Origin of the sequence: Clostridium sartagoforme (assembly GCF_004794105.1) — a bacterium.
In the GTDB taxonomy this organism is placed as follows: domain Bacteria; phylum Bacillota; class Clostridia; order Clostridiales; family Clostridiaceae; genus Clostridium; species Clostridium sartagoforme_B.
This window is the reverse complement of the sequence record NZ_SRYR01000010.1, coordinates 71,441-92,394: the sequence shown is the minus strand read 5'-3', so window position 1 is coordinate 92,394 and position 20,954 is coordinate 71,441. Positions and strand designations below refer to the sequence as shown.

Genomic DNA, 20,954 nt, shown 5'->3' with positions numbered 1-20,954 from the left:
TTATATATTGAATATATAAACACTTATTTTACTTTATTATTATACGTTCTAAATTTCAGGAAATTACTCTAGTTGTCAAAAAATGCGAAGCATTTTATTAATGAAAGAATGAAAAAATTAAAGAATGAAAAAAATGTTTATAAGAATCTTTACATATTTTTGTAAGAAAATCTATAAATAAAAGAGGTTTTGCATAGCAAAACCCCTTCCTTCATTCTTTCATTTTTTCATTACCTTAATCTTTTCATTTAAAATGCTTTGCATTTTAAAACTATTTCTTTAATGAATATTCAATTATCATATCAATAAAGCTTGAATAATCTATTCCTTTTTCTCCTGCACTTTGAGGGAATAAACTAGTAGCTGTCATTCCTGGAAGAGTATTAGCTTCTAGTATATAAGGAACCTTATCTTCAGTTATAATCATATCTATTCTAGTATAAACTGAACATTTTAAAGCTTTGTAAGTATCTAAAGCCATTTTTTTAACTTCATTATAAAGTCCTTCTTCTAATTCAATTGGATAATGCTCGGCACCATTAGCTGAGTATTTTTGTTCGTAATCATAGAAATCAGTTTTAGCCTTTATAGCTAAGATTGGGAATAACTCATGATTAAATACAGGACAAGTAATTTCATCACCTTTAATGAATTCTTCAATCATTACTTCTCTGTCCCACTTTAGTCCTTCAACTACAGCATGTTCTACATCTTCTTTTTTTGTAACCTTAAATGTAGCAACACTTGATCCTCCATTAGTAGGCTTTATAAATACTGGATAACCCATATCTTCTATAGCTTCATAATCTATTTCATCTACTGAAGAAACATTTAACCACTTTGCAGTTCTTATTCCTTTAGCCTTTAAAATACTTTTAGATAAATCTTTATCCATACATAAAGCACTACTTAAAGTATCACATCCTGAATAAGGTATTCCTAATGTTTCTAAAACAGCTTGAACTGATCCATCTTCTCCAAACTTACCATGAAGGGCTAAAAGGGCAAAATCTATTCCTTTTACCTTTTCAATTACGTCCTCTTTACTATCTATAATTATAGGTGTAACCTCATACTTTTCTTTATTAATATGCTGCATTATTGAATTACCACTACTTAATGATACTTCTCTTTCTGAGGATATTCCTCCCATTAATACTCCAACTTTCATAATGTTCCTCCAATTACTATTAAATTACTTACTTATTTTTACGCTTATATTGTTATTCTTAAACTTTAAATTGCTTAATGAGTTAATTACATAATATCTTATTAAATAATTAACTTATTATATAATTATATCACTGCAGAAAACCTATTAAAAGAAAATAGTTGTTTTAAATTACGCATGATTTTTTAACATATTATGCTCGGACTCCGTCGTAAACTCCAAGTCGTCTTACGCACAATATGTTAAAAACTCCTTGAATAATTTAAACTTGTAAATATCAGCCTACTAAAGGAAGAAATTCAGACGAGCTGAATTCCAATAATTACTGTTAGATGAAAATACAATTTAATTATAAAGTTACCACAGAGCTACATTAAATAATGATATATACTAACAAATATAAATATAATATGTGAAATAAGCATATGGCGAAAAATTAGACGTTCTTGGTGAAGTAAAAGCTTCTAGGCCTTAGAGTTGTTGGTTTGTCTGAGCGTATGCGAGTTTTACCAAAACTCTTGGTCTAGCAGTTTTTAAATTTCTAATATGATCATCTACTTCAGGCAAACTTCAGTAGATGGGCTTTCATACTAAGCTCAGTTATCGTTTCACTCAACTTCACTAAGTATTCAATGCCTCTTTTTCCAGCCATTTGTCTTATGGAGCATATTATATTTATATTTGTGGTTATATTCGCATTTTAATACAAATTATTATTTTTTCTTACTAGTCTTTTTAAGTTTCAGATTTTCTTTATAATATTTACAGTACTTAGTTAAATTACAAATTTCACATTTTGGATTTCTAGCAATACAACATCTTCTACCATGGAAGATTAATAAATGATGAGTTAAGCTCCACTCTCTCTTTGGAAGTTCCTTTTGTAATTGCTTTTCTACTTCTAGAACATTTTCTGAATTAGCAAGTCCTAGTCTATTTGAAACCCTAAATACATGAGTATCAACTGCTATAGAAGGCACATCAAAAGCATTTGATAAAACTACATTTGCTGTTTTTCTACCTGCACCTGCAAGTGAGGTTAATTCCTCCATAGTACTTGGAACTTCTCCATTGAAGTTTTGCTTTAATTGATTACACATCATTATTAAGTTCTTAGCCTTACTTCTATAAAGTCCTATTTGCTTTATTCTGCTTTCTAACTCTTCTAAGGATAAAGTTAAAAAGGCATCTAAATCAGGATATTCTTTAAATAAAGTTTCTGTTACTTCATTAACCTTCTTATCTGTAGTTTGAGCTGATAAAATAGTAGCCACTAAAAGCTGAAAAGCAGATTCATGATTAAGCTCACATTTTGCATCTGGATAATCAACCTTTAATATTTCTAAAATTTCTTTAGTTCTCTTTTTCACAAAATCACCTACCTACTATGCTGTCACATAATAAAACTAAATAACTAAAAATTAATTAAACACATAAATAAGTTTTTTAAAATAAATTTCTGAAGTTATGTATTCAAAATTACTTAATTATAAATTTACAATTTTATATTTCTAATTATCATTTTTCATAACAGCCTTATATTTAATACTTAAGAATAAAAAATTTAAATTAATTCAAAATATCTATTAGTAAAAATTCTATAGTAATTTTCCCTTTAATTTTTCATTCTTAATTTTTAATTACTTATAAACACCTCTATATTTTTCAGGTAATAAATTAGCAATTGACTTCATTATAAAGTTCATTGATCTGTCATCAAAATCATGTTTGTCTTCATCCTTTTCCTTTGCAGGTAATGAAACAGGATCACCAAATTTTATATGTACATCAGCATAATTAAATTTTTCTCCACCCATATCGCCATCTTTGTTAATAGGCAAAAGAATTTCTGTACCATACATTCCTATAGGTACTATTTTAGCTTTTGTAAGTCTTGCTATTAATAAAATACCTTTTTTCCCTTCAATCATAGCACCAGTTCTACTCCTTGTACCCTCTGGGAAAATAACTAGATTTTCTCCACCTCTAACTAGTTTTACTATTCTAGTTATAGCTTCCTTATCTGCAGAGTTTGGCTTTATTCCAATATTCTTAACCATCATAGTTCCAAACTTAGTTACAGGATCATTAGATAATTTAACTCCAGCCACAAAGGTTGGATCAAACTTTTCTCTTAGTATCTTGTCTAAAATTAAGCCATCAGCATTACTTAAATGATTGCAAATAAATATTAAAGGTCCATCTACATTATCAAGCTTTTCAATTCCATCTATTTTAATATTCGCATATTTCTTAAAGTATTTATTTACTAATATTCTTGTTACTTTTACTACCATTGACTCTGGCAAGGCACTTACTATTTTTACTACTATTGGTGATAGCATTATCCTCCCTCACTTCCTAGTTTGCTATACTATGTTTCAATTAGTAGGTTACATTTTACATTCTTATATAATTTAAAGCAAAAATGTTTTGAAGTAAACTACATTAATTTAAATCATCCTTATTTAATTTTTATATAAGTTGTTAAAATTCCTTTATATCTTAAATATTTTTAACATGAACTTTAATTTAATAACATATATATTTTTCAATTAATAATCTACATCTATAGTTTTATATCATTATAAATTAAAAATAATTCTTTAGTAAATTATCTGAGTTGAAAGAATCGATATTTTAATTTAAATATAAGTTGTTTAGATGACTTCATATATTAATTATTTTCAACATGAAATAAAACTTCATAAAATGTAAAAACTTAATTACAACTTATATATAAAAATTTTATTACAACTTATAAATCATTATATTTTATTACTGTTTAAAAGTCTATTAACATAATCATTTAAATAAGGGGAATCTGTTTTAATTTTACTTATATCTACATTGCAACTATTAGCTTTTATTAATGCATTCCTTTTTAAAACATTTTTACCTCTCCACCCACAAGAAGTTCTTAAATAACTTTCTTTAAAGCCTTTATTATTTATATTAGCAAGGTCCAAAGTATTATCACTATTCATAAAATCAAAAGGAATAAACTCTTCTATTTTTGAAAATTCCTTATCTTTATTATAAGGACATGGTTCTTGACAACTATCACAGCCAAAAACTCTTCCCTTTAATAACTTAATATGATTATCTGATAAATCCTTCTTTTGAGTAAAGTATGATACACAAATATTACTATTCTTTCTATATGGGTTTATAGCCTTACTTGGACAGCTTTTATAACAAAGCTCACAACTACCACATTCCTTAAAATCTTTTATTTCTTCATAATTTCTCTCATTACAATCTATTTCTAAGTCAGTAATTATTTCTCCAAGAAATACATAAGAACCATATTTTTCAGTTATTATTAAATTATTTTTTCCTATAAAACCTACTCCTGCTAAGTAAGCAATATATCTTTCAGGTAGAAAGTTGCTATCTACAAAAGAAGATGCTTTTCCACCTAAACTTTCTATATATTCACAGATCTTAGATAAATAAGACTTAACAACTTTATGATAATCTGTTCCTCTTGTATAAACTGAAAATCCATTATCACAATAATCTACATTATGCAGATAAGGGAAAGCTATTGAAATAATAGTCTTCCCCTCCTCCATATAAATAAAAGGATTTATTCTTTTTTCTACATCCTCTTCTTCAAATTCATTTTCAAGTCCCTTTTCTTTTCTATCATAAAAAAAGCTTCTAAGTTCTGTAAACTCTCTACATTTTATAAATCCTAAAGTATCTAAACCTAAAGTATTACAATAACTTATAATTTTTTCTCTCATATTATTAACAAAATATAGTAAATATCATTTATAGATTACAGGAAAAAGTTATTACAAACTCTCCAATTAAAATGGCTATTACATAAATATAAAAATTAAAAACATAAAATTTAAATTTGAATTTGAAATGTATAAGGTAATTTAAAAGAAATTACTTAAAACAAATTCTTTAAACTCATTCATGAGTTTTTTCCTCAATTCTTCATTTTTCATTCTTAATTTTTAATTGTGCGCTAGCACATCCCTATATCATCATATTATTATATATTGTTTTTCTCCTTCCATCTTCATCGATAACTTCGATAATATCATTAACATTTTTAATTATATTTCTACCAGCACATCCTACTACCGTAGCTCCTCCAGGAACATCTTTTAAAACTACAGTATTAGCTCCAACTCTACTTCCCTTCTTAAGGGTAATAGGTCCAAGTACCTTGGCACCAGCTCCAATGATAACATTGTCCTCAACTGTAGGATGCCTTTTGCCTTTTTCTTTACCAGTTCCACCAAGGGTAACTCCATGATAAATAGTTACATTATCTCCAATTTCACTGGTTTCTCCAATTACAACACCCATACCATGATCAATAAATAATCCCTTACCTATTTTGGCCCCTGGATGAATTTCTATTCCTGTAGTAAATCTTGCTATTTGAGAAATAAATCTAGCTAAGAAAAACCTTTTATGCTTATATAAAAAATGTGCAATTCTATATGCTATTAAAGCATGAATGCAAGGATATAATAAGAATACCTCAATTTTACTTCTAGCTGCTGGGTCATTTTCTAATATATTATTTATATCATATCTTAAGTTATTAAACACAGCCAATCCTCCTTAAATTTAATTGCTTAAGGCAATTAGTCGTATATTCCCATGGATATATACTTTTCCCCACCATCTGGGGCAATAGCTAAAATTTTCTTACCTTTGCCAAGAACTTTAGCTTTTTCTAATGCAACGTAGATTGCAGCTCCTGATGATATTCCAAGTAATATTCCTTCTTTTTCAGCCACGAGCTTAGTAGTTTTAAGAGCATCTTCATCAGAAACTTTCACTACCTCATCAATATACTCAGAATTATAAATTTTTGGTACAAATCCAGATCCAAGACCTTGAATCTTATGAGCACCTGCCATTCCTCCACTTAAAACTGGAGAACTCCCAGGTTCAACTGCAACTACTTTTATATCTTCCTTTTTTTCTTTAAGTTTATTTGCAACTCCAGTAACTGTACCACCAGTGCCTACCCCTGCAATAAACATATCTAAATCACTTAGATCATCAAGTATTTCTTCAGCGGTAGTTTCATAATGCTTCTTACTATTTGATAAATTCTCAAATTGTTGAGGCATAAAATACCTTGGATCCTTAGTAAGTTCCTTGGCTTTTTCTATAGCACCCTTCATACCTTCTGCTCCATCTGTTAAAATAAGCTCAGCACCATATGCTTTTATTAAATCTCTTCTTTCTTTACTCATACTATCAGGCATTACTATAACAACCTTATAGCCTTTCAATCTTCCTATCATAGCTAAAGCTATACCAGTATTTCCACTTGTAGGCTCAACTATTATAGAACCCTCCTTTAATAATCCAAGCTTTTCTGCATTTTCAATCATTCCAAGAGCTGCTCTATCTTTAACGCTTCCACCTGGATTTAATTTTTCTAATTTTATATATACTTCTGCACTATTTTCATCTACTAAACTACTTAATTTTAATATTGGCGTCTTACCAATCATATCTAACATATTATTGTAAATCATAATATCCTCCATTTTTATATATAATAAATTTACTCTTAAAACCCCTATTGAATTTATTTATATAAGTTATAATAAATATTCTACTTTAATTAAGATGTATTTCATATTTAGAATACTTAAAGTAAAAAACTATCTAAACATCTATATAAAAACTAATCAATCTATTCTTTAAATTTTAATATCTTACTTAATCAATAATTTTACTTTTAATTATGCAATACTATAGATGTAAATTATCAATTAAAACATCCATTTGTAATTACTTTCAAGTAAAAATTTATATTAAAAAGCCCCCGTCTCTAGTCCTTATAGAGACGAAGGCTACTCCGTGGTTCCACTCTAATTAGATTAAATAATTAATCTCACTCATTACTGTAAATTACAGTATTCATTGTAACGGATGAATCCGGAAAGTCCTACTAAAAATTCAAACTTCAACTCCAAAGGGCACTTCATATAAATTCTAGGTGAAAGGATCTCATCTTCCCCTTCTCTCTGTAACCTTCCTTTATACTACTTTTCTTTTTCTTCGTCTTTAATTCTGAGTACTTTACTAAGTTTTATATTTTTATTATATGACTAAAAGTTTAATTGTCAATATTTTACCTATCTAATTTTCTTCTTCCAAACTGGATAAAGAATTTCATCTATTAAATCATGAGCATTAACTGCTCCTATTAACTTTTCTTCTTCATCTATAACTGGTATAGATAATAAATCATATTTTGAAGTTAGTTCTATTGCTTCATCAATATTTACATAATGTCTTATAACTTCTACATCTTCAGCCATTATATCTTTAACCTTAACATTTGGCTTATTTAATATTAAATCATAAGAAGTTATTGCACCTAGAACTCTTTCTTCTTCATCAGTAATATAAATCCTATAAAGTTCATCTTCTTCAACTTCTTCCATTTCTCTCACTATCTCAATGATTTCTCCAATAGTAATATCTAAGTTAAAAGATAGGAAGTCAGTTCTCATAATACTTCCTACAGCTTCATCTTCATATCCTAATATCTCTTTAACTTCTTCAGCATCTTCCTTTTCAAGATTAATAAGGATTTTTTCTCTTTCATCATCATCTAATTCATCTAAGACGTCTGCGATTTCATCATTTGACATTATTTCTAATAATTCAGCTGTCTTTGTTTCACTTAAGTCCTTTATAATACTTCCTTTATATTCTGGATCTATTTCTTCTAATGTATCTGCTGCTAAATCTTCATCTAAGGATTCAAATATTTGCTTTCTTGAGCTTGCATCTAAGTTTTCTAATATATCTGCAAGGTCTGCTGGATGTAATGTAGAAAGTTTTTTATATGGTACTGAAATTTGTAAATTATTATTTACCATTTCTAAGGATTCAACATCATCCCACATTAAAACTCTATCTTCATAATCCTTTCTTAAAACACCATAGATAAAGCTTCCAAGCTTTGCACAATTTAATCTTCTAAATCTTGCATATGGTCCTGTTTCAACTGCAATTACTCTATATTCGCCTGCTATTTCTGCTATTCTTAAATCATCAACTCTTACTACTTGTTTACCATTAATATCTACTATTTTTTTATCTAGTAAGTGCTCTGATAAAAGGTAAGAGTATGTCCTTGGTAATATTTCCTTACTACCTCTTGTAACTATCTTTACTTTATTATTATCAAGCTGATAAAAATTAATAGTTCTAAACTCATAATGAAAAGTAGATCCATCTCTCCTAACCTTATAGCCTATAACTCTTGGATAGCCATCTTCTGTAGTTACATAAATATCCCTAAGCTCACCTATACTTTCATCAAATTCATCATATATTTTACGTCCTAGGATATTTGTGTATAGAAATACTGATAGCTTCTTCATATTCTTCATATCTCTTCCTCCTACATCTTAGAGGAGAAATAAGATAATTATGTTAATTTAAAATAAAGTATCTCCTCTAAAACAATAATATTCAATTTTAAAATTACTACTCTGAGGAACTTCCTCCATTTAAATTCACTCCTTATTTTTTTTAAATAGGATACTATAATTCAAATTCATATATAGTATCTACCCAATATTATATTATATTAAAAATCTACTAAAAGGCAACACTATTAATAAATTACGAAGGAGTTTTTAACATATTATGCTCGGCATCCGCCGTAAACTCCAAGTCAGCTTACGCATAATATGTTAAAAACTCCTTAAATAATTTAAACTTGTGGATGTAGTCCAACTAAAGGAAGAAATTCAGACGAGCTGAATTTCAACAATCATCAATAAGTACTTCTATTCTGCTAAAATATACTTAATTATAAATTCACCGTATAGATACATTAAATAATGATATATACTAACAAATATAAATATAATATGTGAAATAAGCATATGGCGATAAATTAGAACTTCTTTTTACAACCATTTGTCTTATGGAGCCGTCTATTTATCTTCACAGTTATTTTCGTATTTTAAAATGAAAGAATAAAGGAGGTTTTGCTATGCAAAACCTCCTTTATTTATAGATGCTCTAATAAAAATCTGTAAAGATTTTTATTAACATTTTTTCATTCTTTAATTATTTCATTTTTTTATTAATAAAATGTCTCGCATTTTATAGCTATTAAGACTTAACGCCTAAAACTTTTAGTCCACCTTTTATACATTTTATGTTTAATGGGAAATCTGGTCCCTTTTCTCCATCTATGTCTGTTACAATATCTTCTGGAGATTCAATACATAAATTATCAGTTTTAAAGTAAATAACGTTGTCTGAATCTAAATGCTCTCCTCTTAAAACCTTAACAAATAAAGGTATAAGTTCTATTATAGGAATTGCTTTAAATATAATAACATCTAATAATCCATCTGTTGCTTCTGCCCTAGATGCAAGTTTGAAATTACCAGCTGTTTGTCCATTAAATACCAGCATAAAATACATATGCCCTTCAAATTCCATTTCCTTAGATTTTATTTTTATTTTTAATTTTCTAAAGTTAGGCAGTTCCTCTAAACCTTTTAAATAATATGCTAATTTACCTATTGTATTTTTTAAATTAACATCTGTTTTTTGAGAAACATCTGTAAATAACCCTGTACTTGCTACATTTACAAAATACTTATCATTAATACTACCTAGATCTACAGCAGTTACTTCTGAATTAAGAATTTGTTTGCAAGACTTTATAATATCATTAGGCATTCCTAAGAATTTTCCAAAGTCATTTGCAGTTCCAACAGGCAATATTCCAATTGGCACTGATACTCCTACTTTCGCCATAGCATTTACTACACTATCAATAGTCCCATCTCCACCTGCTATCAATACATAATGATAATTTACATCTTTAAAATCATTAAAAGCATTTATTACATCTACATTCTTGTCAACTCTATATGGGACAATAGTGTATCCTGCTTCTTGGTGAATCTTTATAACCTTATCAAGTTTATCAATTATTAAATTTTCTCCTGAATAAGGATTATAAATAAACTTAACCTTTTTCACTTTACCCCTCCTTAATAATTAAACTAATAATTATTTAAAAATATCATAAACTAAATATACTTAATATTATATCATAATTTATAATATTACTATATTTTACATATAAATAAAATTAATTATTAGTTATGTTTCTTAAGATTATCTTAATAATCTTAGTATTACCTCATTTTTTCTTAAGATTATATTAATAATTATTTTACTGCTAATAGCCTTATATTTATTATTAATCTGTGATATAATAGTGCATTGATAATAAAGGAAAACTAAACTCTATCTTCCTTTATATAGTAGGGGTGATAATTATGAAAAAAAGTTGTATACCAAATGTTTTTACATTCATCAATTTATCCTGTGGCATAATATCTATTTTATACACATTTGAACAAAACTATTTATTTGCATGCTTTTTTATAATAATAGCAGCACTTGTTGATAGATATGATGGTAGAATTGCTAGATGGTTAAATGTTTCTAGCGAACTTGGAAAGGAATTAGATTCTTTAGCAGATTTAGTTTCTTTTGGTGTAGCACCTTCAATATTAACATTTTTAATGTATGATTTAGCAAAAGTTGGACCAGCAGGTATAATTGGAATAACTGTACTTTTAGCTTTTCCTATTTGTGGAGCATACAGACTTGCTAGATATAACACATCAACATTTGATGGTGTATTTACAGGAGTTCCTATAACTATAACTGGTAGTTTTATAGCTGTTTTTGTATTTTTCACTATAAATAAAAGCATAACACCATGGATTCCTATTATATTATTGGCAATAGGTGCATATCTAATGGTTAGTACATTTAAGTTAAAAAAGGTATAGAAACATAAATAGGCTGAGTCAAAATATAAAATTTGATTCAGCCTATTTATGTTTATTGATTAATCTTCATCCTCATCTTCATCTCTTTCAGAGTTGTTAAATTGTAAATCATAATCAATTTCTGTTAATATATTATCCTTTATTGTTTTGTCATCTATATAATTCTTCTTAAGCTTACAATACTTAACATAAGCTCCACTACAGTCATCAAGGGTCTTTATTATCTCATCAATAATCTCCCCTAAATTATCAGCTCTTTTTACTGCTTCTTTTACATCACCTTTTTTAGCTTCTGATATATTATTAAGTTCATTTGCGCCACCTATTAATAGTCTATAAGAGTTAACCATAGAACCAAGCAAATTAGTTAAATTATTTATATCATTATATTGATTTTTCATTAAATGTCTGTAAGACAAATTATCACCTGCTTACATATTTATAGTTGCATTAACAAATTCATTATCAATTTTATTATATATATTGCCACTATTTTTAAATAAAGCCTCTATATCTGCACTACTCTTACATTCAACTCTTTTATTTACTAGCATACAATTTAGATTTTCAATTTGATCCCTTAAAATATTTCTAGCATCATTAAGAATATCATCTATTACAGCTTCTATAGAATCATAATTTAGAGTTTTGCAATTAAGCTCTGCTAAATTTTTATTGTATATATCAGCTATTTTCCCAATATAATAATTGATAAAAGCATCTATATCAGCAGGAGTAAGTGGCCTTCTAACTCTTAGAACTTCATTTTTATACATATTGTAAACATCTTTAAATTTTCTCGCATAATTGTTTACTAGGTTAGTACTTTCTTTTTCATTATTCCCTAAACAATTAGCTTCTTTAAGTTCTTCTATAAATCTCATAAATCCATATATATATTTAATTATTTGTTCCTCAATTTCTTTATCCTTTATGTTCTCAAAATAATTTTTTGTAAATTCTTCATCATATCTTAATTCTTCATCTTTATCTAAGTTTATAGTATCTGAAAGATAATCCCTACTTACATTATTGACTAAAACCTCATTATATTCTACACTTTTTCTTTCATAGTAATATTCCATATTATTATTTTCATTATTAAACTTGAAATCTCCATTAAATAATACTGGAACAAAAAACTCCTTAGGTATTGATATAAACATAAGCTTCCTCCTTAAGCATTAGTTACCTTACAGTAAGGTTTAAAATATGCTCTTGGATACTTGCATAACGGACAAACTAGTGGTGCTTCTTCACCTTCATGAATATATCCACAATTCATACATACCCATAAAGATCCAGCTGGTCCTTTAAACATAGTTCCATCTTCAATTTTGTCATAAAGCTCTTTAAATCTCTTAGAATGATTTTCTTCTGTTTCAGATAACTCCTTGTAAAAATCAGCTATATCATTAAAACCTTCCGCTCTTGCATCTGCTTCAAAACCCTTGTAAATATTTTGAAATTCACTGTTTTCACCTAAAATACTATCCATTAAATTATTTTTAGTACATCCAATTAAATTTAAATAAGTTCCATATACTTCTCTTGCATGTGCTAACTCATTTCTAGCAGTTTCATCAAATATTTCGGCAACCCACTGATATCCATCAAGCCTTGCTTTTTCAGCATATAAATTATATCTAGTCCTTGCTCTTGCTTCTCCAGCAAAAGTTCTAAATAGATTACCTTCAGTTTTACTTCCCTTTAAATCCATTGTATTCTCCTATAAATTTATACACTTATACATTATGCAACAATATAATCAGTTGTGAACCTTTGTAGTAAAATTACGTAGGAGTCTTTAACATATTATGCTCAGCTTCCGTCGCAAGCTCCATGTCAGCTTACGCACAATATGTTAAAAACTCCTTATATAATTTAACCTGGTTGATTCAAGCCTACTAAAGGAAGAAATTCAGGCGAGCTGAATTTCAATAAAAAATAGAGTAATCACCTAAAATATTTTAAATGGTAAATTACTAGCAAATATAAATAAATTTCTTGTACACAAAGTGAATAAATGGAGTATACTTATTTTAAATGATATAAGAATAGAACTTTTACAAAAGAATGAAAATACTATTTGGGGAAATGAAAATGGATAATTACATAATTGATACAATAGATCAAAATGATATTACTAAGATTCTAGATATTTATAATTCTAATAGAACTTTTTTAGAAAATCATATGGGTATTTCAAAGGTTTCTAGCGACTTTATAATTAATGAAATTGAAGAAATGAAGAATATTGGCTTCAGTTCTTTAGTTATAAAAAATAATGAAGGTAATATAATTGGTATATGTGATTTTAAAATTGGAGATGAAGTCTATTTATCTTTATTAATGATTGATGCTAATTTAAAAGGAAATGGATTAGGTAGAATTATATATAATCAGTTAGAGAAAATATTTAAAACTAAAAATTCTAAGAGAATTAGAATAGATGTTGTATATGATTATGAAGAAAATGCACTTGGTTTTTGGGAGAAACAAGGATTTGTGCCTTCTGAAGAAATACAACTAGAATGGAATGGATATAAGTCTAAAGCTATTAAAATGTATAAGAATATTTAGTAATAACATAATCCAATGCACAAACAAAAAAATATCTGTTAGATAAATTCTAATTTAAAGAGTAAATTAAATTTACTTTAAATCAATACACTTAATATATTGCAATTTAAAAGGATGTCCTTACGGGCATCCTTTAGTGTTAATTAATAAAGATATTTCTATCTTCGTTACATATAAGTTCTATGTCCTTTCCATCTCTAGTTTTTGTTATGAGTTTCACCTTATAACCCCAAAGATCGAATACATATTTTAAAGTTTCTTTTGCGTAAGATAATTCAAGTTCTCTTCCATCATAGTAGTGCTCTAATGTTAAGGTTAAGTCTCTTCTATTTAAGTCTACAACCCTAATGTAAGGAATGGAGGCTACTCCACAAGTATCAGCTAAGTAATTTCTAATTTCTCTCCAGCCCTCTTCATCTGATACTTCCTTGATTTCATATTCAAAACTTTTCTTTGCATATTGGAATAAATTTAATTCCTGACAAAGCTCTTTAGTTAAATATTTTCTTAAGAAGGAGCTATCTCTTTCTGTTCTTCTTACTTCAAAGATTTTCTCTCTTCCATATCTTTTATCAATATCTTCAAAAACCTTAAATCCTACATAATAAGGATTTAATCCACCAACCATTGGTGCAACAACATCATTATGCCTCTTTAAGAATTCAAAATGAAGTCCAGTCTCTAATTCCAGTGATTTTAATATATTGTAATGCCAGAAGCTTGCCCATCCTTCATTCATAGTCTTAGTTTCTATTTGAGGTATAAAATACTCCGTTTCTCTTTTAACTATTCTTAATATATTTTTTTCCCATTCCTCTAATGAGCTATATTTTATTATAAAACCTATAACATCATCTACAGGTTCAATTGGGATTTTATTTACCTCTGGAAATGGGGTAGTATCTTCCCCATCTAAAAGCCCTCTATTTTCCTTTTTAGTATAATAATCTTTTACTAAACTATCTCTAACTTCTTCATTGCTTATTTCCTTAACTCCAACTACTCTTGGAATTTGATATCTTATTGCATGAGCTGCATCTAATATTTTTTCAACTCTTTCATATCCAATATTGGGATTAATAATATACCCTCTAATTATCTCCGCATCTAGTTTAAACATTTCAAGAGCTGCTTTAGCATTAGTTCCTTCAGTGAACATTCTATTATTAGCAAAAAAATCATTATGTCCATATACATGAGCCATAGTTAATATTTGCAATAGTAATGTATTTTCTCTCATTAAATATGCAAGACAAGGATCTGTATTTATTACCATTTCATAAGGCAATCCTGTCATATTTAATGAGTATAAAGTTTTATTCTTATCATATGCCTTACCATAACTCCAATGAGGATATTTAGATGGAATCCCTACATAAGCTTCATAGCCTAGCATTTCATTAAAACCTATAACTTCAAACTCTTGTGGATAAAATTTAAGGCCAAAGTCTTTTGCTTTTTTTTCAATAATTTCATTCCAATTTTCTAAAGTGCTAAGATTGTATTCCATTCCTACTCCTCCTTTAGCTCTTTAGATAGCATAATCTTTAAAGCTTCCCATAAATCCTTCTTTTCCTTTACTATTACCGAAGTAAAGTTCTTACAAGCTACTTCTCTATTAAACCTATAATACATAGTTGTAGAGTAAGTTGATGGTAAAAGTTCTGCATATCCAAACATATTACTAATTTCACATAGTTTCTTTACAGAATTAATGGCCCTTTCATTATCTTCACTCCAGTTATCCCCATCACTTGCGTAAATAGGATAAATATTCCACATAGTTGGTGGATACTTTTCTTCAACAAGCTTTAAGGCTGTGTTAATTCCACTAGATATATAAGTTCCACCTGATTCCGCCTTATGGAAAAATTCAAACTCATTAACTACCTTAGCTACAGTAGTATGAGATATAAATTCAAAGGCTATATTATTATACTTTCTACTTATAAACCTTGATAAAACGTAGAATAAGGATCTAGCTAAATATTTCTTACTACTGTCCATGGAACCTGAAACGTCCATAATAAATATCATAACTGCATTACTTTCTTTTTTAGGTCTTTTCTTAACTTTATAATACCTAATATCATCTTCCCTAAATGGAAATCTTTCAATATTATCATCTAATCCTGCTTCTATTAAAGCCCTCTTCTTACCTTGCTTTCTAGAAATCTTAGCTTGAACTGTCTTCTTCTTTGCAAGTCTTGGGTTAATACCATACCTTTGATATCCCCTTTTTCTTGCAGCACTTTCCGTTATTATTTCTGAATACTTCTTCTTATCTAAATTAGGTAACTCTAGATCTTCAACTATATAATCCATAAGTTCATCTAAAGTTATCTCTGTTTCATATACATCTTCACCAGGGCTGTTTCCAGCCCCTTTATTACCTTTTTGCCCTTGGTTTTGGCTTCCATCTGAAAGCTTATCCCCTCTTTTTTCTTCACCAGTCCCAGTGGCAACACCTTTATTATTTCTTCCAAATACAAATTGATATTCTTTTATTCCCCTAATAGGTATTTTAAACTTCTTATTTTTAGTTTCACCTATTATGCTCTCTTCAGATAGTATGTCTCCTAAGTTTTCCTTTATAGATTTTTCAACTAATTGCCTATGACGCCTTCTATCTTCTATAGATCTATCATGTTCTAGAGGATTGTCTGCATTATCTCTAAAGATTGCCATTTTATCAATCCTTCCATAAGTTGTTAGCAGCATACTTAAGTATTACATCACAGCAATGCAAGCAATACCCGTTATTTTGCATTTCCTCAACCATGGAATTATATTTTTCTGCTTGTTCAGAATCTCTAACTCTAGACCTAGTTATTATTCTAGACAGATCTTTTACAGATGCCATAAGTTTCTTTTCTATTGCTTCCTTTAAAGGTTCATAAGAATTATAAGCTATTTTGCTACCATTTCTAACTAAGTAGAACATATATGAAGTAACATCAGCTCTAAATCCCTTGCATGAGTTTTCTGATACTCCAATTTGCTCTTCTATACTTCTCATAAATTCTTCATCAGGATTTAAATCTTCACCAGTTGATAAATCTTTAATTTTACTCTTATTAACAAAGGCTTCTGCATTATCTATATAATTATCAAATAGACTTTCAGCTTGTTCTCTAAATGAATGTATAAATGCCTTTGTAATTTCCTTTTCTAAAATCTTATTATATTCTTTTCTAATAGTATCTTGGATAAACCCTAGATACTTCTTCTTATCTTCAGCTGCAATATCTAATTCCTTAACTGACCTAACTATGCTTTCCATTATACTTAAAGGATTAATACAATTATGCTCTGAACTTGATAAAGCATTATCTATAGCCTTAATTATAAATCTTGTACTAATTCCCTTCATTCCCTCGTAAGAACCTGCTTCTTCTCTAAGCTCACTAATATCAATCCTCTTAGTTCCACCCTTTTCAACTATATCTTCGCCGTTATAAATCTTAAGCTTAGTTATAGGGTCAACCTTAGCTGATGGTGCTAATCTTGATAAAATTGCAAACATAGCTGCAATTTCAATTGTATGAGGTGCAATATGGGCATTAAAGTTACTCTTCTTTAATATTTTTTCATAAATCTTAACTTCTTCATCAAGCTCTAAGCAATATGGAACTTCAATCTTAACTATTCTATCTAAAATAGCTTCATTAGTATGATCTGACTTAAACTTATTCCATTCAGCTTCATTTGAGTGAGCTATAATAAGTCCATCAAAATAAATCATTGAGCCTTTTCCTGGTGAAGGAACAGATTTTTCTTGAGTTGCAGTAATTATAGTATGAAGATATTCAACATCATTTTTAAATACTTCTATGAACTCAACTAAACCTCTATTCCCAACGTTAAATGCACCATTTAATGAAAAGATTCTTGGATCATCTTCTGGATACATATCCATTTTAGATATATCAACAGAACCTGTTAATATTGATGTATCTTGGTTATTAGGATCAACTGGTGGTACTACACCTATTCCTTTTCTTGATCTTATAGAGAAGCCTTTTCTTTCAACTTCAAAGTTTTCGTATTCACCATGATGTTCATTTAATAATTTGTACTTACATACAGGGCATAAATCTCCCTCTATCTTAACTCCTAATAACTTTTCAAATTCAGGTCTTAAGTGGTTAGGTATTAAATGTAGTGGCTCCTCATGCATTGGACAGCCTTTAATAGAATAAATAGGTTCACATTGCACTAATGCTTTCTTTAAAGATTCAACTAAAGAAGATTTACCTGCTCCAACTGGTCCAACTAAATATAAAACTTGCCTAGCCTCTTCACCATTCATAGATGCTGAGTGGAAGTAATTAACTAGCTTCATTACTACTTTATCAATACCAAAGAAGTCATCCTTAAAGAATCCATATTTTCTTATAGAATCATTACCATATATCTTTTTAACTTTAGGGTTCTCTTCGCCCCTTAATACTTCTACACCCTTACTAACTACCATGTCATAAATTCGTTTATGTGAAAGCTTAGCTATATCTGGGTTTTCCTTTACTATTTCTAAATAATCTAGAAAAGTTCCTTCAAATTTTTCCTTATTTCTGCTTTCTCTATCACTTTTTATAAATTCCTTAAAATTCAAATGACACCCCTCCTTTTTATAAAATATATTCATTCTCCTACTTTATATATGACAAAATATATTATAAAGTTCACTGTAAAATATTTCCTTTTGATTTTTATAAATATGCTATTAAACAATTTATGGTGCCATTAAAAAATAAAATTTTATAGTTCTAAAACCAAAAAGCCCTACCAAATAATTTGAAATTAAGAATAAAAATTAATAATTAAGAACTTATTTTTTATATTTCGCTACTATTTAATAATAAAATCCATTATTATTGCTAATACTAAAGATAAAGGTTTTATAAGATTCAAACTTTGATAATTTATTAATTATCAATATTGATAAATTAATAACTATTATTAATTAGTAACTTTTATTGATAATTTGATTATAATGTAGTATAATGAGTTTAGAGAATTAAACATAAAGGGGTGTTGTATATGGACGGACTAGCATGTATGCTTAGTAAGAAGTGTAGAAGAGAGAAATCAAAAGAAATCGTTAAGAATATGGACGATGAACAAAAGGCTTATGAAGCTATTTATGACAAAAAATAAATCTTAGCTTTTGCTTATACTTTATAATATAAAACCTTATAAAAGTAGAGTGCATATATAACTGCACTCTACTTTTTTACTTTATTATTCTATTGTAAATGGCTCTAAGGAATTATCTATAACTTCTACGCCACTACTAGAAAAAGCACTACCAACTACAGTATTTTTGTTAATCCTATACTTAAAATATTGAGCATTATATAGAATAGTCATTCTATTAGTATCAAAAACTTCCTCGTTAAAACTTAATCCTTTAGATATTTCAAATACATATTCCCTTTCTTCATCAGGACTAAAGTAAAAGCTAAAAGTGTGTTTATCTCCCTCTTTATAATCCAAAAGAGCTTTTCTTTCAGCATTATCGTAACCACTAAAGGTAGGTTGTCCCTGCGAATTCCCTGAAAAGTTTAAGGACATATTATTAAAACTAGCATAATAATCAGTATTATTCTTTATACTTACTTTTATTTTATAAATATTTTCATCCTCTTCAAACCCAACATATTTTATTATTGGCTTACCCTCATCATAGCTCATTGAATCTTTATATAGAACCTTATCACCTAAAATAAATTTAAATCCTATTATAAAAATTAAACTTATTGCAAAAATACTTAAACATATAGATATAAACTTTTTATTCATATTCTAACCTCCTATCCTATATCTCTTTTTTCATATATTTTTGATGATATATACATTGAGACTAAGAATATAAATATTGCTATCATAAATAATAATATAATGTATATAGTTACTGCTAAAACCTTATAATCATAATTATTAAAATTAAATATTCTATAAATTATAACACCTATTTTTCTAGATAAACTTATCAAAATAGTTTCCGTCCCATTTTCAATAAACTTATTAATAGTACTACTACTATGACTTAAATATCCAATAGCAATAGTAATAAAAGGTGCTATTATTCTAGAAACTTTATATCTGTATTTAAAAGTAATTGGTAGTATTATTGAAAAACTAAATAATATAGTTAAACTACTTACAATCATATCTTGTAGTACAATAGTTCTAACTGAATTCAAAATATTTATTCCATAGAATAGATACATTAGTATATTTGATAAAAATAATATTAATATCACTAATATATATTTTGAATAAACTACATCTTCTCTTTTATTTGGAACACTCATCATGTAGCTTTCACTATTATTTAAACTATCATAATAAAAACTATTCATGACTATCATATAAGTAAATATTATGGGTAAAATTGTTGGGAAAATAAAAGAGAAAATACTTAATAAAAATAATCCTACTAAAAATGTTAATATAACTATTTTTAAGGATTTAACTTTTAATGACACTAATAAATCCTTTTTTATTAACTGAAGCATTATTTCTCCCCCCTTATATAGTGGTACATTATATCTTCAAGACTTGGAATACTTACATTTTCAGAATCAAAGCTATTTTCATTAATAAATAAACCTTCTTCGTAATATTTATTTTTCTTATAAGATATAAAATCTAAATTACTATTATCAAGTTCTTCTTTTGATCCTCTAAATATTCTATATTTTTCTTTTATAGACTCCATATCTTCTGTAAATACTAGCTTGCCTTTATTAATAAAAGTAATATAATCTGCAATTCCATCTAAGTCTGATGTAATATGAGTAGAAATAATTATGCTTTTATCTCCATCTTCTATAACTTCTTGAAGCAGTTTAAGTATATCTTTTCTTACTATTGGGTCAAGTCCTGCTGTAGGCTCATCTAAGATTATTAATTTTGCTTCATGTGATAATGCACCAGCTAACATAACCTTAATGCCTTCTCCTTTGGATAAATTACCTATATAACTTTTCTTACTAATTCCAAAACTATCAATATAGCTATTAAATTTACTTTCATCAAACTTAGAATAAGATCCTTGAAGTATTTTCTTATAATCCTTAATATTTAAATGCTGATAAAAATTAAAATTATCAAAGACAAAACCAATTCTATCTTTTATATAGACTTCATCTTTAAAAATATTTTTATTAAAAAATTTTATATCTCCCTTATCTGCTCTTAATAGACCTAATAGTAGCTTTATTAATGTTGTCTTCCCTGATCCATTTGGACCAATTAGCCCCATAATAAATCCTTCTTTTAATTCAAAAGAAATATCTTCAAGGCTGAACTTTCCTCTAGTTTTACTTAAATTCTCAATCCTAATCATA

General features: G+C 27.7%; 19 protein-coding genes and 1 other annotated feature. Of the genes, 2 read left to right on the top strand and 17 right to left on the bottom strand.

The window, feature by feature from the left end; genetic code table 11:
• Window positions 1-271 precede the first annotated feature (271 nt).
• The 8 genes from E5347_RS14145 to E5347_RS14110 form a co-directional block, all read right to left on the bottom strand.
• On the bottom strand, window positions 272-1,171 hold the full coding sequence (locus tag E5347_RS14145) for a D-alanine--D-alanine ligase (RefSeq protein ID WP_136007880.1): 900 nt from the start codon (window positions 1,169-1,171) through the stop codon (window positions 272-274).
• A 713-nt stretch (window positions 1,172-1,884) separates the two neighbouring features.
• Window positions 1,885-2,541, bottom strand: a complete 657-nt coding sequence (nth, locus tag E5347_RS14140; protein ID WP_136007879.1) for an endonuclease III — start codon at window positions 2,539-2,541, stop codon at window positions 1,885-1,887.
• A 270-nt stretch (window positions 2,542-2,811) separates the two neighbouring features.
• Complete coding sequence (locus tag E5347_RS14135) at window positions 2,812-3,516, bottom strand: lysophospholipid acyltransferase family protein (RefSeq protein WP_136007878.1); 705 nt, start codon at window positions 3,514-3,516, stop codon at window positions 2,812-2,814.
• A gap of 423 nt (window positions 3,517-3,939) precedes the next feature.
• Window positions 3,940-4,923 (bottom strand): tRNA epoxyqueuosine(34) reductase QueG, encoded by a 984-nt coding sequence (queG, locus tag E5347_RS14130; protein WP_136007877.1) that lies wholly within the window; start codon window positions 4,921-4,923, stop codon window positions 3,940-3,942.
• A 244-nt stretch (window positions 4,924-5,167) separates the two neighbouring features.
• Window positions 5,168-5,752 carry a serine O-acetyltransferase EpsC gene (gene epsC / locus E5347_RS14125; protein ID WP_136007876.1) on the bottom strand — a complete coding sequence of 195 codons (585 nt, stop codon included), beginning with the start codon at window positions 5,750-5,752 and terminating at the stop codon, window positions 5,168-5,170.
• A gap of 35 nt (window positions 5,753-5,787) precedes the next feature.
• Complete coding sequence (gene cysK / locus E5347_RS14120) at window positions 5,788-6,696, bottom strand: cysteine synthase A (RefSeq protein ID WP_136007875.1); 909 nt, start codon at window positions 6,694-6,696, stop codon at window positions 5,788-5,790.
• A 307-nt stretch (window positions 6,697-7,003) separates the two neighbouring features.
• Window positions 7,004-7,235 (bottom strand) — a binding site (T-box leader).
• 67 nt (window positions 7,236-7,302) lie between these two features.
• Window positions 7,303-8,562, bottom strand: a complete 1,260-nt coding sequence (locus tag E5347_RS14115) for a magnesium transporter MgtE N-terminal domain-containing protein (protein ID WP_136007899.1) — start codon at window positions 8,560-8,562, stop codon at window positions 7,303-7,305.
• Window positions 8,563-9,304: 742 nt separating this feature from the next.
• Entirely contained in the window at window positions 9,305-10,189 is an 885-nt protein-coding gene (locus tag E5347_RS14110) for a YegS/Rv2252/BmrU family lipid kinase (protein ID WP_136007874.1), read from the bottom strand.
• 302 nt (window positions 10,190-10,491) lie between these two features.
• On the opposite strand from E5347_RS14110, the gene pssA reads away from it, so the two are divergent.
• Window positions 10,492-11,013: a CDP-diacylglycerol--serine O-phosphatidyltransferase gene (gene pssA, locus E5347_RS14105; RefSeq protein ID WP_136007873.1), complete on the top strand. Its 522-nt coding sequence runs from the start codon at window positions 10,492-10,494 to the stop codon at window positions 11,011-11,013.
• Between the two features lie 59 nt (window positions 11,014-11,072).
• On the opposite strand, the gene E5347_RS14100 is transcribed toward pssA, so the two are convergent.
• From E5347_RS14100 to E5347_RS14090, 3 genes are read right to left on the bottom strand one after another with little or no spacing between them, the layout of a single operon-like run.
• A complete protein-coding gene (locus tag E5347_RS14100; RefSeq protein ID WP_136007872.1) occupies window positions 11,073-11,432 on the bottom strand; it encodes a hypothetical protein in 360 nt (119 codons plus the stop codon).
• Between the two features lie 12 nt (window positions 11,433-11,444).
• Window positions 11,445-12,179 carry a hypothetical protein gene (locus E5347_RS14095; protein WP_136007871.1) on the bottom strand — a complete coding sequence of 245 codons (735 nt, stop codon included), beginning with the start codon at window positions 12,177-12,179 and terminating at the stop codon, window positions 11,445-11,447.
• Between the two features lie 11 nt (window positions 12,180-12,190).
• Complete coding sequence (locus E5347_RS14090) at window positions 12,191-12,733, bottom strand: rubrerythrin family protein (RefSeq protein ID WP_136007870.1); 543 nt, start codon at window positions 12,731-12,733, stop codon at window positions 12,191-12,193.
• 383 nt (window positions 12,734-13,116) lie between these two features.
• On the opposite strand from E5347_RS14090, the gene E5347_RS14085 reads away from it, so the two are divergent.
• A complete protein-coding gene (locus tag E5347_RS14085) occupies window positions 13,117-13,596 on the top strand; it encodes a GNAT family N-acetyltransferase (RefSeq protein ID WP_136007869.1) in 480 nt (159 codons plus the stop codon).
• Window positions 13,597-13,735: 139 nt separating this feature from the next.
• On the opposite strand, the gene E5347_RS14080 is transcribed toward E5347_RS14085, so the two are convergent.
• The 6 genes from E5347_RS14080 to E5347_RS14055 form a co-directional block, all read right to left on the bottom strand.
• Complete coding sequence (locus E5347_RS14080; RefSeq protein WP_136007868.1) at window positions 13,736-15,106, bottom strand: SpoVR family protein; 1,371 nt, start codon at window positions 15,104-15,106, stop codon at window positions 13,736-13,738.
• Between the two features lie 2 nt (window positions 15,107-15,108).
• Window positions 15,109-16,284, bottom strand: coding sequence for a sporulation protein YhbH (gene yhbH / locus E5347_RS14075; protein ID WP_136007898.1), 1,176 nt, complete (start codon window positions 16,282-16,284; stop codon window positions 15,109-15,111).
• 4 nt (window positions 16,285-16,288) lie between these two features.
• Window positions 16,289-18,211, bottom strand: a complete 1,923-nt coding sequence (locus tag E5347_RS14070; RefSeq protein WP_136007867.1) for a PrkA family serine protein kinase — start codon at window positions 18,209-18,211, stop codon at window positions 16,289-16,291.
• Between the two features lie 629 nt (window positions 18,212-18,840).
• Window positions 18,841-19,401, bottom strand: a complete 561-nt coding sequence (locus tag E5347_RS14065; RefSeq protein WP_136007866.1) for a hypothetical protein — start codon at window positions 19,399-19,401, stop codon at window positions 18,841-18,843.
• 11 nt (window positions 19,402-19,412) lie between these two features.
• Window positions 19,413-20,120: an ABC-2 transporter permease gene (locus tag E5347_RS14060; protein ID WP_136007865.1), complete on the bottom strand. Its 708-nt coding sequence runs from the start codon at window positions 20,118-20,120 to the stop codon at window positions 19,413-19,415.
• Complete coding sequence (locus E5347_RS14055) at window positions 20,120-20,953, bottom strand: ABC transporter ATP-binding protein (RefSeq protein ID WP_136007864.1); 834 nt, start codon at window positions 20,951-20,953, stop codon at window positions 20,120-20,122. Before E5347_RS14055 ends, E5347_RS14060 begins: the two co-directional genes overlap by 1 nt.
• Window position 20,954 lies beyond the last annotated feature (1 nt).

Excerpts from the sequence above, each read along its gene's own strand:
- E5347_RS14145 (WP_136007880.1), bottom strand. The coding sequence starts at position 1,171 with ATGAAAGTTGGAGTATTAATGGGAGGAATATCCTCAGAAAGAGAAGTA.
- E5347_RS14135 (WP_136007878.1), bottom strand. The coding sequence starts at position 3,516 with ATGCTATCACCAATAGTAGTAAAAATAGTAAGTGCCTTGCCAGAGTCA.
- queG (WP_136007877.1), bottom strand. The coding sequence starts at position 4,923 with ATGAGAGAAAAAATTATAAGTTATTGTAATACTTTAGGTTTAGATACT.
- cysK (WP_136007875.1), bottom strand. The coding sequence starts at position 6,696 with ATGATTTACAATAATATGTTAGATATGATTGGTAAGACGCCAATATTA.
- E5347_RS14115 (WP_136007899.1), bottom strand. The coding sequence starts at position 8,562 with ATGAAGAAGCTATCAGTATTTCTATACACAAATATCCTAGGACGTAAA.
- pssA (WP_136007873.1), top strand. The coding sequence starts at position 10,492 with ATGAAAAAAAGTTGTATACCAAATGTTTTTACATTCATCAATTTATCC.
- E5347_RS14095 (WP_136007871.1), bottom strand. The coding sequence starts at position 12,179 with ATGTTTATATCAATACCTAAGGAGTTTTTTGTTCCAGTATTATTTAAT.
- E5347_RS14090 (WP_136007870.1), bottom strand. The coding sequence starts at position 12,733 with ATGGATTTAAAGGGAAGTAAAACTGAAGGTAATCTATTTAGAACTTTT.
- E5347_RS14085 (WP_136007869.1), top strand. The coding sequence starts at position 13,117 with ATGGATAATTACATAATTGATACAATAGATCAAAATGATATTACTAAG.
- E5347_RS14080 (WP_136007868.1), bottom strand. The coding sequence starts at position 15,106 with ATGGAATACAATCTTAGCACTTTAGAAAATTGGAATGAAATTATTGAA.
- yhbH (WP_136007898.1), bottom strand. The coding sequence starts at position 16,284 with ATGGCAATCTTTAGAGATAATGCAGACAATCCTCTAGAACATGATAGA.
- E5347_RS14065 (WP_136007866.1), bottom strand. The coding sequence starts at position 19,401 with ATGAATAAAAAGTTTATATCTATATGTTTAAGTATTTTTGCAATAAGT.
- E5347_RS14060 (WP_136007865.1), bottom strand. The coding sequence starts at position 20,120 with ATGCTTCAGTTAATAAAAAAGGATTTATTAGTGTCATTAAAAGTTAAA.
- E5347_RS14055 (WP_136007864.1), bottom strand. The coding sequence starts at position 20,953 with ATGATTAGGATTGAGAATTTAAGTAAAACTAGAGGAAAGTTCAGCCTT.